9 protein-coding genes, 5 tRNA genes, 1 riboswitch and 1 other annotated feature are annotated in these 13,902 nt (G+C 35.1%); of the genes, 3 read left to right on the forward strand and 11 right to left on the reverse strand.

What is annotated here, in order from left to right; genetic code table 11:
- The first annotated feature begins 123 nt into the window (after positions 1 to 123).
- Positions 124 to 735, forward strand: coding sequence for a general stress protein (locus ACKI3H_RS09465; protein ID WP_407372006.1), 612 nt, complete (start codon positions 124 to 126; stop codon positions 733 to 735).
- A 50-nt stretch (positions 736 to 785) separates the two neighbouring features.
- Here the strand turns inward: ACKI3H_RS09465 and ACKI3H_RS09470 are convergent, their stop codons facing one another.
- The 5 genes from ACKI3H_RS09470 to ACKI3H_RS09490 form a co-directional block, all read right to left on the reverse strand.
- Positions 786 to 1,505, reverse strand: a complete 720-nt coding sequence (locus ACKI3H_RS09470; protein WP_407372007.1) for a pseudouridine synthase — start codon at positions 1,503 to 1,505, stop codon at positions 786 to 788.
- 76 nt (positions 1,506 to 1,581) lie between these two features.
- Entirely contained in the window at positions 1,582 to 3,258 is a 1,677-nt protein-coding gene (locus ACKI3H_RS09475) for an oligosaccharide flippase family protein (RefSeq protein ID WP_407372008.1), read from the reverse strand.
- Between the two features lie 210 nt (positions 3,259 to 3,468).
- Positions 3,469 to 5,886 (reverse strand): leucine--tRNA ligase, encoded by a 2,418-nt coding sequence (leuS, locus tag ACKI3H_RS09480; RefSeq protein ID WP_407372009.1) that lies wholly within the window; start codon positions 5,884 to 5,886, stop codon positions 3,469 to 3,471.
- 68 nt (positions 5,887 to 5,954) lie between these two features.
- Positions 5,955 to 6,195 (reverse strand) — a binding site (T-box leader).
- Between the two features lie 87 nt (positions 6,196 to 6,282).
- Positions 6,283 to 6,369: a hypothetical protein gene (locus ACKI3H_RS09485; RefSeq protein WP_407372015.1), complete on the reverse strand. Its 87-nt coding sequence runs from the start codon at positions 6,367 to 6,369 to the stop codon at positions 6,283 to 6,285.
- Between the two features lie 243 nt (positions 6,370 to 6,612).
- Positions 6,613 to 9,228 (reverse strand): LysM peptidoglycan-binding domain-containing protein, encoded by a 2,616-nt coding sequence (locus ACKI3H_RS09490; protein WP_407372010.1) that lies wholly within the window; start codon positions 9,226 to 9,228, stop codon positions 6,613 to 6,615.
- 342 nt (positions 9,229 to 9,570) lie between these two features.
- Here ACKI3H_RS09490 and ACKI3H_RS09495 point away from each other — a divergent pair, with 342 nt between their 5' ends.
- Both ACKI3H_RS09495 and ACKI3H_RS09500 read left to right on the forward strand, forming a co-directional pair.
- Positions 9,571 to 10,230, forward strand: coding sequence for a phosphatase PAP2 family protein (locus ACKI3H_RS09495; RefSeq protein WP_407372011.1), 660 nt, complete (start codon positions 9,571 to 9,573; stop codon positions 10,228 to 10,230).
- Positions 10,231 to 10,398: 168 nt separating this feature from the next.
- Positions 10,399 to 10,962, forward strand: a complete 564-nt coding sequence (locus ACKI3H_RS09500; protein ID WP_407372012.1) for a class I SAM-dependent methyltransferase — start codon at positions 10,399 to 10,401, stop codon at positions 10,960 to 10,962.
- Between the two features lie 53 nt (positions 10,963 to 11,015).
- Here the strand turns inward: ACKI3H_RS09500 and metK are convergent, their stop codons facing one another.
- The 6 genes from metK to ACKI3H_RS09530 all read right to left on the reverse strand — a co-directional run bounded on the left by metK (position 11,016) and on the right by ACKI3H_RS09530 (position 13,836).
- Positions 11,016 to 12,206: a methionine adenosyltransferase gene (gene metK / locus ACKI3H_RS09505; RefSeq protein ID WP_407372013.1), complete on the reverse strand. Its 1,191-nt coding sequence runs from the start codon at positions 12,204 to 12,206 to the stop codon at positions 11,016 to 11,018.
- A riboswitch (SMK box riboswitch) is annotated at positions 12,204 to 12,292 on the reverse strand. It overlaps the preceding gene by 3 nt.
- 1,127 nt (positions 12,293 to 13,419) lie before the next feature.
- Positions 13,420 to 13,491: transfer RNA gene (locus ACKI3H_RS09510), tRNA-Glu, on the reverse strand.
- Between the two features lie 21 nt (positions 13,492 to 13,512).
- Positions 13,513 to 13,586: transfer RNA gene (locus tag ACKI3H_RS09515), tRNA-Ile, on the reverse strand.
- A gap of 9 nt (positions 13,587 to 13,595) precedes the next feature.
- A tRNA-Gly gene (locus tag ACKI3H_RS09520) sits at positions 13,596 to 13,666 on the reverse strand.
- Between the two features lie 10 nt (positions 13,667 to 13,676).
- Positions 13,677 to 13,749: transfer RNA gene (locus tag ACKI3H_RS09525), tRNA-Phe, on the reverse strand.
- 14 nt (positions 13,750 to 13,763) lie between these two features.
- A tRNA-Asp gene (locus ACKI3H_RS09530) sits at positions 13,764 to 13,836 on the reverse strand.
- Between the last annotated feature and the right edge of the window lie 66 nt (positions 13,837 to 13,902).

The following is a 13,902-nucleotide window of genomic DNA, read 5'->3' on the forward strand; positions in this document are numbered from 1 at the left end:
TCATTCTATTTATTCCGATTGGCTAGCCTTACCTTATTAATTGTATTCTCTTTTCTTTACAAGTATACTCACTATAACTAAATAACAGTTAAATTATTTATAGGAGAAAGAGGAGTGATATATATGGCAAAAAGCGTTATTGGAAGTTACTCATCTGAAGCAGCAGCTTTGCAAAAAGTCGATCAACTCTTATCTGAAGGCAGCTTAAAGGAATCTATTACGCTAGTGACAAATGCTAAAACAGGCCAATCGATTCGCACTCAAACCGATATAGATGTATTTATTCAGCCCTCTAAAACAGCTACTGACAACTCACTAGGAGATAAAATAAAAGCTGTCTTTTCTTCAGGTTCTGATGATGATACAAAACTTTATTCACTAAAACATCGTGAAGATAGTTTTGCGGATTATAAAGATGCTATTGCACAAGGTGATATCGTTGTTCTTCTAGATAATGAAGCTTCTATTGCCGGCAGTAGCGTCACACCATACCCTATTGATACAGATACTATGGAAGAAGATGCAGCTGGTATTTTTCCTACAGATTTCTACTTTGAAGATGCTCCTTCTGATTTAGCTCGAGGTGAACGTCAACCGCGTTCCATTAGAAATCAGTATTTAGAATTTGATTATGACGAAACTGATTTAGATCCAGGCATCGTCAAGGATGGCGATTTAGAAATTGAAGATGATTTTCCACCTACGGAATCTCCAGATAGATCTGATTTTTATTAACGAACTTAAAAAGAGGAAGCTGACATGAAAACTCAGCTTCCTCTTTTTTCTTATGCATCAATTAACGACTCTAGTTCTTCTTTTGTTAGAGGCCTATAGTTGCCTAACTTTACTGTTTCATCTAGTTGCAGCTTGCCCATAGACAATCGTTTCAAATAATTGACTGGTTTATCTACTGCTTCAAACATACGTTTTACTTGGTGAAATTTCCCTTCATGTATCGTGACTTGAATAAGAGATTGTTTTTTTTCAAGATCTTTAGATAGAATCTCTAATTTAGCTGATTGACAGATAAACCCGTCATTCAGCGTTATACCATCCTTGAAAAACTGAACGTCTTGTTCATTCACGAGGCCTTCTACAATCGCTTCATAACATTTATCCACATGTTTTTTTGGCGAAAGCAAGTTATGCGCCAATGTTCCATCATTAGTTAATAGCAATAATCCTTCTGTATCTTTATCTAATCTTCCTACAGGAAACGGATCAAACACTTGATCTTGTGGCCGTAACAAATCAATCACCGTTTCATGTAAATTATCTGTTGTTGCACTGACAACTCCTTGAGGTTTATGCATCATGAAGTATACAAATTCTTGATAATGAACAGCTTCTCCAGAAACAAAAATAACATCTTTATCTGGATCCACTTGCGTTTTACCATCTTTTTCAATGGTTCCATTTACCGTGACTTCTTTAGATTTCAAAACATTTTTCACTGTTTTTCTTGTTCCAAAGCCCATATTGGCTAGTAATTTATCTAATCGCATTTACGCTCCTCCAATTTCATATGTTTCAAGTAAAAAGAACTAGTTGAAGCCTTATAAGGGTTCCAACTAATTCCTTTTATTTGATGCGTAGCTTGGTTCTCATACTCGCGACACGAGCTCCTAATAAACGATCCGCTAAACGGGTTTTTAAAGAGGCATACATGTAAACAAATCCACCAAATCCAGCTGATATGGCTATCACAAAAAGTGCACTAGTACGATTTTTTGGATCAATCACTAAGTAAAGAACTTCTTTAACTGCAAATGTTACAGCAGCCATTGCTAAAGTAATGATCAACATCAATAAAACACGTCTTAAAATCAATCCGATATCAAAACGAGTAACCTTGTACATTTTTCTTAGCATCAATAAGACTGTAACGCCAAAGCCAAATATATTAGAAAGAAACATTCCATTCGTACCAGCTAATGCCAGCATTGGATATTGCATGGCTAATTTTACAATTAAACCAACTACAAGAGCCAAAAGTGCAGGTCTTGTTTGATTTGCAGCTTGCATAGTTGACCCCATAAGAACGAATAAACCTAAGAATAAACTCATAAAAGAAGCAACTTGTAGTACTGTAGTGCCAAAAGCACTATACCCATAGAAAACTGTATATAAAGGTTCCGCTACTATCATCATTCCAATAGAAGCAGGCAACATGATAAAGAAAAATAACTGCAAGCTATCACTAATTTGACGGGCAATTTTTTTCAAATCATTTTTTGCGATTAACTCAGAAATCAGAGGCACAGAGGTAATGGCCATTGATCCTCCAAAGGAAATAACGATCATGATTAGCTTATTGACATTACCTGAAGCCACTCCGTAATTATTCACAATTTGTTTTGGCGATAATTCAGAGATAGACGTCATAATTTGTTGGAAAGTAAATTGATCGATCATCTGAAAAAGAGTAATACCTGAACCAATAATAATAAAAGGAACAGCTGTACGAATAATCGATTTAAAAATTTCGGTTGTAGAAATAGAAACTTTATTCAAACTCTGAGCTGCTCTTTCATCCAACTCGGGCTTTTTACGCCAGATAATGTAAAACAAGTACCCAATACTAAATACAGCTCCGATAACGGCTGCAAATGTAGAAGCTGCCACAGCATTTACTACAGAACCATTCCATACTTGACGAATTAAGTAAACAGCCGCAAGCATAAAAATAACACGCGCTAATTGTTCAATAAATTGTGAAATTGCTGAGTACTTCATCACGTGATGCCCTTGGATATATCCACGTGTTACACTCATACAAGGAATAATCAACAATGCCCAGCTTAGCGATCGAATAACTTGTGTTGCATTATCAACAGATATATTTGGACTGCTTGCTGCTATAAATGGTGCCGCAACATACATTATCAACGCTGAAATAACACCTGTAACAGCCATGATTTGTAGCCCTTTTTTGTAAATATTTTGACTTATTTCATATTCATTTAAACTATTGTAATAAGAAACTTGTTTAGCAATTGCTGAAGGTACACCAGCTGTTGCAATATTTAAAAATAATGCATAGGGCGTATATCCAATTGTATAAAGAGCATTCGCAGATTCTGCTATATCTTGATTCCCCATCCAAGCCATCCAAGGAATGATGTAGAGAGCTCCTAATAATCTGGATAAAATACTTCCACCTGTCATCCAAGCTGATCCATTAATCATTTTATCTTTGGAACTTATTTCTTTTATTGGTTGTTCAATTTTATTATCACTGACTGTGTCTTTTGACATGACTCAAAAACCTACTCTCATCCTTTTGTATATCAAGCTCTATTTTACTTCTTAAGTAAGTGGGTTGCAATGCTTAATGCCCCTCTAAAATCGAACTTTAAAGAAAAATTAAAGTCTGTTCAGATTAAATAAGTAAAAAGGAGACAAGACCAAAGTCTCATCCCCTTTCTATACGTGCAATACAACTAAAGTATCATCTATATGAAATAGTTAGTTTGCTACAATATTTACCAATCTTCCAGGAACAACAATAACTTTACAAATTGTTTTTCCTTCAATCGCTTCTTTGATTTTTCCGTTATTCATAGCTAATGTTTCTAAATCTTCTTTAGAAATTTCTTTTGAAGCTTGAGCTTTTGCTTTTAACTTTCCATTTACTTGGAAAACAACTTCGATTTCATCTTCAACTAAGAATTTTTCATCAAACGTTGGCCAAGCAACATAAGAAATACTTTCACCACTATGAGTCAAATTAGCCCATAGTTCTTCTCCCATATGCGGAGCAATTGGTGCTAGCAATTGAACAAAAGATTTAATGTAATCTACTGGTAAAGCAGTTGCTTTATATGCTTCATTAACAAAAACCATCATTTGAGAAATAGCCGTATTGAAACGTAAATTTTCAAAATCTTCCGTTACTTTTTTAACAGTCTGGTGATAAACCACATCTAAAGATCCATCATTAAATGTCGTGATGCGGTCACGTACTTTACCATTTTCATCCATGATCAAACGCCATACGCGATCCAGAAATTTACGACTTCCTTCAAGTCCGTTTTCACTCCAAGCAATCGAAGCATCTAATGGTCCCATAAACATTTCATACATACGCAATGTGTCTGCCCCAAATTTTTCGACAACATCATCAGGGTTTACAACATTTCCTTTTGATTTAGACATTTTTTCATTGTTTCCACCTAATATCATTCCTTGATTGTATAACTTTTGGAATGGTTCTTTTGTTGGAACTACACCGATATCATAAAGGAATTTATGCCAAAAACGTGCGTACAGTAAGTGCAATACCGCATGCTCAGCCCCACCAATATAGATATCAACAGGAAGCCACTGTTTCAATTTCTCAGGATCAGCCAACATTTCTTTATTTTTAGGATCGATAAAACGCAAGAAGTACCATGAACTTCCAGCCCATTGCGGCATTGTATTTGTATCGCGACGGCCTTTCATTCCTGTTTCAGGATCTACTACATTTACCCATTCAGTAATGTTTGCTAATGGAGATTCTCCTGTTCCACTTGGCTTGATTTCATCTGTTTTAGGCAATATCAATGGCAATTCTGATTCAGGTAATGTTGTTGATGTGCCATTTCCCCAATGTATAACGGGAATAGGTTCACCCCAATAACGTTGACGAGCAAATAGCCAATCACGCAAACGATACGTCGTTTCTTTTTTACCAACACCATTTTCTTCTAGCCATTCATTCATTTTATCGATTGCTTCTTCTTTGCCAAGCCCGTTCAAAAAGCCAGAGTTGATGTGTGGACCATCTTCTGTAAATGCAGCATGTGCTACATCTCCACCTTCAAGTACTGGGATGATTTCTAGTCCAAACGTTTTAGCAAATTCATAATCGCGTTCATCATGAGCTGGAACAGCCATAATCGCTCCTGTTCCATATGAAGCCAAGACATAATCTGCAATCCAAATCGGGATTTCTTTCCCATTTACTGGATTAACTGCATAGGCACCTGTAAACACTCCTGTTTTGTCTTTGTTTAAGTCTGTACGATCTAAATCGCTTTTTAAGCTAACTTTTTCAATATAAGCGTTAACTTCTGCTTCTTGTTCCGGAGTAGTAATTTGTTTAACTAAATCCAGCTCTGGAGCCATTACACTGTAAGTTGCTCCAAATAATGTATCAGGGCGTGTCGTAAAGACAGTAAATTTATGATCCGTTCCTTTAACTTTAAAGTCAACATTTGCTCCAATTGATTTCCCAATCCAATTGCGTTGCATATCTTTGATACTTTCAGGCCAATCCACTAAGTCAAGATCATCCAACAAACGGTCAGCGTAAACCGTAATTTTCAGCATCCATTGTTTCATTGGTTTGCGGTAAACTGGATGTCCTCCACGTTCACTTTTCCCATCAATCACTTCTTCATTAGCTAGTACCGTTCCTAAAGCCGGACACCAGTTAACAGCTACCTCTGCTTCATAAGCTAAACCTTTTTCATATAATTTAGTGAAAATCCATTGTGTCCATTTGTAATAGTCAGGATCTGTTGTATTTATTTCGCGCTCCCAATCATAGCTGAATCCCAATGAATTGATCTGACGGCGAAACGTTTCGATATTGTGAGCTGTAAATTCCGCTGGATCATTTCCAGTATCCAATGCATACTGCTCAGCTGGAAGCCCAAATGCATCCCATCCCATTGGGTGCAATACATTAAATCCTTGAGCCCGTTTCATACGAGAAAGAATATCAGTCGCAGTATACCCTTCTGGATGTCCTACATGTAATCCTTGTCCTGATGGGTAAGGAAACATATCCAATGCATAGAAATTTTTCTTCTCAGCATCTTCTGTTGTACGGAATGTATTATTAGAAGCCCAATATTTTTGCCATTTTTTTTCAATCGTTTTATGATTAAAGCTCATATTTATCCCTCTTTCATCTCTTTTTAAAAACAAAAAATCGCCCTATGAATGCAGATTACTATCTGTACTCATAGGACGACTAAATAATTAATTATTCGTGGTACCACCTATGTTTTCTCCAATCATTCTTTTGTTAACAGAATGATTGCAGACTCCTCATACCCTTAACGCAGGTGCTACGTCTTTGTCTACTTTAATTTCAACAAAGCAACTCTAAAGGCGAGTTCGAAAGTCTTTTTTATGCATTCCCACCAACCATGCACTCTCTCAAAAAAAATCGTTTCTACTATTCCTTTTCACTGTTTTTTTCTATTGACTTCATTTTAACAAAAAATTGCTCCTGGAGCAATAAGAAAAGTAATCTGTTCGGTTCAACTTTTCTGTTAAAATTTTTATTTAAGTAAAATTTTTCAGTTTTACTGCTGTTCCACTACAAGTCACCATAATCATTCCATTATCTGATCCTAAGGTTTCATAATCCATTTTCACTCCAACAATAACATATGCCCCAACGCCTATATCCTTTCATTAAGTTAATAACAGAAATAACTTTGCCAAATACAAATCCTTCATAAAATGAAATTTCAAAACCTTTAATGATTGTTGTTGTAACAATCTTTGTCCTCGCTCCCTATCATTTATCATGGAAATCGATTTTGGTGATGATATAAAATTTTATTGGAAAACAAAAACGAAGACCCAACTTTTGTCGAGTCCCCGTTATTATTATTTGATAATCAAAGTTTGGTCAACAAATATAACATCTGATTTTAAATAGTTGGCTGTTTTTATTTCTGAAATAGACATACCATATTTTTGAGCAATATCCCATAGAGTGTCGCCACTTACAACTTTATGCGTTCTTGATGTAGTTGGTTTAGTTATTTGGACAGAACTAGAAGCTGTAACATTTTTTACTACTAATGTTTGACCAATACTGATTGCATCTGTTGATAGTTTGTTCCATGTTTTCAAGTTTGAAACAGTTACACCGTATTTTGAACTGATTCCAGTCAACGTGTCGCCTGATTTTACTGTGTATGACGTACTACTTGTATTTCCAGTGCTTGGTGCTGGTGTTGTTGTTCCACCTGACGTTGATCCACCTTTAATCGTTAAAGCTTGATTCACGTAGATTGTATCTGATTTTAAGTTGTTCCATGATTTCAAGTTCGAAACTGATACGCCATATTTTGACGCGATAGCTGTCAATGTATCGCCTGATTTCACTTTGTAAGACGTACTGCTTGTATTTCCAGTGCTTGGTGCTGGTGTTGTTGTTCCACCACCTGACGTTGATCCACCTTTGATCGTTAAAGCTTGATTCACATAGATTGTATCTGATTTTAAGTTGTTCCATGATTTCAAGTTTGAAACAGTTAAACCGTATTTTGAACTGATTCCAGTCAACGTGTCGCCTGATTTTACTGTGTATGACGTACTGCTTGTGTTTCCAGTGCTTGGTGCTGGTGTTGTTGTTCCACCTGACGTTGATCCACCTTTGATCGACAATGTTTGGTTCACATATATCATATCTGACTTTAAGCTGTTCCACGATTTCAAGTTCGAAACTGATACGCCATATTTTGATGCAATAGCTGTCAATGTGTCGCCTGATTTCACTTTATAAGATGTACTGCTCGTATTACCTGCATCTGGTGTTGAAACGTTATTATTATCATTTGATACCGGAGTACTCGGCGTTGTTGGTGCTGTTTCTCCAGAAGACTTCGTGTCATATTGCGTTAAGTTATAAGTTTTTATGATAGCATTTAACTTAGAAGCATAGCTAGGATCCGTTGCGTATCGTCCTTGTAACCATGCGGTCGCTTCATATGCACTGTTTGAATTACTGGCCCATGCACCTGAGTAATAGCCATTATCCCAAGAAGTTCCTCTTTTTAAGAGGTTAGCGTTATCTTGCAATGATTCAGCATACGATGGATACTTCTTGAAGTTTTGCGGGATATAAATCCAACCTGTTGAAGAACTCCATTCAGATGTATACATTGTAACAGTATTGCCATTGTAACTTCCTTTTATACCAAATAAATTATAGTTTGGACTAGTTGATAATTTACTAGTACCATAACCGCTCTCTAATGCTGCTTGAGCAATCATAACCGAAGCATACAAATTATTATCTGCAGCTACTTGTTTTGCATATGATGTAATGGCATTAACAAATCCAGCAGGTGTTGATGCATCTGCAATGGCATTATTAGTATTGGTTGGCGTTGCTGTTGGTGTACTTTTTGACGCAGTTTCATTTAAAGCTAAAACTTGTCCAATTTTAATAAGATCTGTTGATAGTTTATTCCATTTTTTTAATTGTGCTACTGTGACGTTATTAGCTCTACTAATTTTGTTTAATGTATCACCAGACTTAACGGTATATGTTTTAGCTTTTTCTACAGCCGTTGTTGCTACTGTAGTTGCTGTAGTTGCTGTAGTTGCTAATTTTTTAGGCGAAGTCGTATCTGCTATTTTAGCTGAAGTTGTTGCTACTTTAGGAGTTACGACTTTAGCTTTTTCTACAATACTTTCTTCTTTAGCTGGTTCTGTTACTGGTTTTGTTACTGGTTCTGTTACTTTGTCTTCTGTTACTTTGTCTTCTGTTACTTCATCTTCTGAAGTAGTTTGTTCTTCTATAATTTCTGATTCAATAGGTTCACTATTAGCCTCATCATTATTATCTACTACTTCTATTTCGGGCTCTTCTATAACTACTGCAGCAGTATCTTCAGCTTGTTCATTGACAGTTTCTTTTTCGGGTACAGCAACTTCAGATTCGTCTAACTCTTCTGAGTTGTCCTTTTCTAATGTATCATTAGTTAGATTTTCAGTTTCTTCACTATCAGGGTCATTTGATTCATCTATTGGTTCAAAAGATGTAGATGTTTCTGTCTCTTTGTTTAATTCTGCTTTTTCTATAGCTATTGTAAGTAATTCATCAATTTCTTCGATTGATAACTCGTCAAATGATAAAGGCTCAAAATCTTCAGGTGACAGAACTGATTTAAGTTCATTGATAAGTTGTTGTTTTTCAGTGGCATCTTCTGGTATGTAATCGCTATTGTCTGCTTCTATGGCTTCTTTTTGGCCTTCTTCAGATGCAGTATCATTCTGTCCAATTGTTTCTTCCAATTTTTTGCTACTGGTCTCAGCTAATTCATTTGCACTAGCTGATGCAGAGAATGTTGGAAATGCTAGTAAACTCACTAATAAAGTCGTACTGAAAACAGCTGTTCCTTTTTTGATCAATCCATTAGCGTTTTCTGATTGAACAAAGCTTTTTTGATTTTTTACAGCTGAAATTCTTTCTTTTCTTGTTTTTTCCAAAGTGAGTACCTCCTATTTTTATTTTTCACCATTTTTAGGGGTAAATTTCATAATACTATTGCTATTTTATTATATCTTTACCACACTTATAATGAAAGCTTAACTTAAGCAGATGATGGATTTTTAATAAACGTTACACAAACGTAATATACTGCAATTACTTGTTTTATGTATACCGTAAGAAAATAGATCATTCTTTAAATACTTGATTTTTTTCATTATCTTTCTTAAATGATCTCTGTTCCTTTTAGTTTATTCTACTCAATAAATATGCTAAACTTATTCTTCAAGAGTACACGAGTTTTTGATGTGCTTATTTTATAGAAAGTATGAGAAAAAATCATGAAATCATCTACTAACAAGCCCTTTTACACCTCCGCTAATTTTTTGACCAGCATACTGTTATTACTCCCATTTGGTGTATTTGCTTTTGGAGTAGCCCAACAGTCAGAATGGCTAAACTCATTTGATCAATTTTTCGCTTCTCCATTTTTAGTCAATCGTTCTTCTGTAAAAACAACATTTTATTCTTTAATAACCGATTTAGGAGGTACTTTTTGCATTTTACTACTGACTGTTTTAGTGAGTCTTTACTTTTTAGGACAAAAAAAAGATTCCAAAACCGCTTATTGGTTTATTTTTAATGTTGCTCTTGGAGCAGGGTTGTTAAATCAACTGGTAAAGTTTCTTTTCCAAAGAACACGTCCTACTATTGAACACCTTATCTTACAAGATGGATATAGCTTTCCTAGTGGTCATTCTATGGCTTCCTTGATTTGTTACGGTGGAATCGCCTTTTTAATTATTCAGTTCACGAGTAAAAAATGGACCAAATGGGTAGTTGGTCTATTAGCAGCTTTACTCATCATAATTATTGGGATCAGTCGAATCTATTTAGGCGTTCATTTTCCATCAGATGTCATTGGTGGTTTTTGCTTAGCAGGTTCTTGGTTATTACTTTCTACTGCTTTTTATTTTAATAAAATAAGAAGTCACACTTAATTAACCAATTTATTTTGTAAAGATTGTTTAATCAATCTAGAAAGTAACTTGTAATCTGAGAGACAGAGTTGAACCAAACTCTGTCTCTTTTTTATAGTTAGATATAAATAAGTACATGTTAAAATTGAATAAACTAATTTATTTAACTGTACATAGGAGGAATTAGCTATGCTTGATAATGCACTACACTATAGTCGCACATTGTTAACAAACACTCTACTACCTGGAGATAGTGTCATTGATGCAACTGTTGGAAATGGAAATGATACCGTTCTCTTGGCAACATTGGTCGGTAAAAACGGAAAGGTCTATGGTTTTGATTTACAAAAAAAAGCTATTGAAAAAACAAAAGAAAAACTTTTATTAACTGGACTCTTCAATCAGGTAAAGCTTTTCAATCAAGGGCATGAAAAAATAGGATCTGTATTACCACAAGATACTCTTATAGCAGGAGCAATTTTTAATTTAGGCTACCTACCTAACGGAGACAAAACAATTATTACCACAGCAGAAACTACTTTGATAGCTATTAAAGAAATACTACCCCGACTAAGAAAAGGAGGATTACTCCTACTAGTTGTCTATTCTGGTCATATTGGAGGAAAAGAAGAAAAAGATACCACTCTAACTTATGTCCAAACACTCTCTCAAGCTGACTATACTGTTTTACGTTACGACTTTCTAAACCAAAAAAACAACCCTCCTTTACTCATTACTATTGAAAAAAAATAAAAAAAGGGAACTAAGGTTGGCCCCTCGTTCCCTTTAATTTCTAGTTAGCATGTTTATTCAGCTAAAAATGCTTTTAAACTTTCAACTTTATCTGTATGTTCCCAAGTCAAATCAATGTCCGTACGTCCAAAATGTCCGTACGCTGCTGTTTGTTTATAAATAGGTCTTTGTAAATCTAGCATTTTGATAATACCAGCTGGTCTTAAATCAAAATTAGCACGTACTGCCTCAATTAAACGAGATTCAGCAACTGAACCAGTATCAAATGTATCTATAGCAATTGATACTGGATGAGCAACTCCTATTGCATAAGCTAACTGTACTTCACATTTATCTGCAAAACCTGCAGCTACAATATTTTTAGCGATATAACGAGCTGCATAACTTGCTGATCTGTCCACTTTTGTAGGATCTTTCCCAGAAAAAGCCCCTCCACCATGACGAGCATATCCGCCATAAGTGTCGACTATAATTTTTCGTCCTGTTAATCCGGCATCTCCTTGAGGTCCACCAATTACAAAGCGACCAGTTGGATTGATAAAATATTTAGTATCTTCATCTAATAATTCACTAGGAATTTCATGATTGATTACTAATTCAATCATATCTTTTTTCAATAATTCATATGTGACATCTGGATGATGTTGAGTACTAATAACTATTGTATCTACACGCAATGGCTTATTATTTTCATCATATTCAACTGTAACTTGAGCTTTTGCATCCGGTCTTAAGTAAGAAACAAGCTTTTCCTTTCTAACTACAGCTAGACGCTTTGTTAAACGATGACTCAATGAAATTGGCAATGGCATTAATTCTGGTGTTTCATTTACAGCAAAACCAAACATTAACCCTTGATCACCCGCACCAATTTTATCCATTTCATCTTGATTGGTTTCTTTAGACTCTAGCGAATCATCAACACCTTGAGCAATATCTTTTGATTGTTCATCAATAGATACAATCACTGCACACGTGTCAGCATCAAATCCGTATTTAGCTCTTGTATATCCAATTTCACGAATTGTATCACGCACCGTCTTTTGAATATCTACATAAGTTGAAGTAGATATTTCCCCAGCTACTAATACTAATCCTGTTGTTACAATTGTTTCGCATGCTACTCTAGCATCTGGATCCTTTGATAAAATTGCATCCAATATAGCATCACTAACTTGATCTGCTATTTTATCTGGATGTCCTTCTGAAACAGATTCAGAAGTAAATAATTTTCTTTCAGTCATTACTTTGTTCCCCCTTTAATTTTTCGGTTACAAGGCTTCTCCACTTTTAAAGTGAATCCTCTCGGGAATCCGATTTGCAAACCTTATACATTTTACCATAATTCGTACTTTATTAGTATTAAATCTACAAAAAATAGTTAATTTGATCAAAACCACCATGCTTTCTAGTCAATCAACCTATTTATTCTTCTTTTCTCTATACCATTACCCCTTTTTTAGGTAAAATAAGATTAGACAAATCATTAAAAGGAGTTTTTTCATTGGTGCACTCTATTTATAAATCATTCACACATTATCTTTATCATCCTTTATTTTTAGTTCTCGTTATTCCTTTATCTTATTTATTAATAGGTACACTCTATGCTGGTCAATATAGTTCCTTTAATGTTATACGTTTTCTTCTATTATATAGTTTTATTTTTTTAAATCATTTATTAGGAAATTTTTTATTTAAAACAATCAAATCGTCTTTTTCATTTAATCATATTCCATTTCTTCTATTTGAACTATTAAATCTACTGCTCATCTATTACTTTGCTTACAACATTCATTACTTAGTAGGGTTATTATGTTTCTTCTATAGTTTGGTAATTCATTTGCAATTTTATCTCGTTAAACAAGGTTATCCATGGCTGATGTTATTTTTTTCGAGTGTATTTAAGGGTGGCATATTAACCTACCTGAGTTTTTTTGTTCAAGCAAATTTCATCCCTAACACACTTTTTTATTGGAGTATACCTTTAATACTAATGGTCTTCTTAGTTGAGCTAGGAAAACTTCAATTAAATTATACAAAAATTAATGAACAGTTAAACGATCATAATCCAAATAACTTTTTTTTAGACCACAAACACTTTCAACGTATTGTTTTATATTTACTCATTCTGATTTATGTAGTCAGTTTCGTCCTTTTTATTCCTACTTTCAAGAGCCTATCGTTTATCTTTATACTTACCTTACCTTTTACTATCAAGGTGGTTCAATTATTTTTTTCCACAAAAGAATCTATTTCAGCTCAATTAACACAAAGAACTTTGCAACTCTGTGCCATTTCTTTTTTTATCTCTATTAGTATTATGCTCTTCATTTATACTTTTTAAGGATATTCTCGTAAAGGCATCACTCGTCATGCGAGTGATGCCTTTACTTGTTTATTACACTAAAAAAAGGATAAGAGAAAAATTCTCTTATCCTTTTTTTCAGCTTATTTTTATGACCCGTACGGGAATCGAACCCGTGATACCGCCGTGAAAGGGCGGTGTCTTAACCGCTTGACCAACGGGCCAATCTATAAATTTTAGTACAATGGGCCTAAATGGACTCGAACCATCGACCTCACGCTTATCAGGCGTGCGCTCTAACCAGCTGAGCTATAGGCCCAAAAAAAAAAGCGGGTGACGAGAATCGAACTCGCATCAACAGCTTGGAAGGCTGTGGTTTTACCACTAAACTACACCCGCATTAAAAAAGTGGCCCGGGACAGAATCGAACTGCCGACACCTTGAGCTTCAATCAAGTGCTCTACCAACTGAGCTACCGGGCCAAGTATTCAATTAACGGTCTCGACGGGAATCGAACCCGCGATCTTCTGCGTGACAGGCAGACATGTTAACCCCTACACCACGAGACCTTTACTTTTAAAACTATCTTTTTCTCAAAAGATAAATTGCGGGGACAGGACTTGAACCTGTGACCT

Origin of the sequence: Carnobacterium sp., from assembly GCF_045617425.1 — a bacterium.
GTDB lineage: Bacteria > Bacillota > Bacilli > Lactobacillales > Carnobacteriaceae > Carnobacterium_B.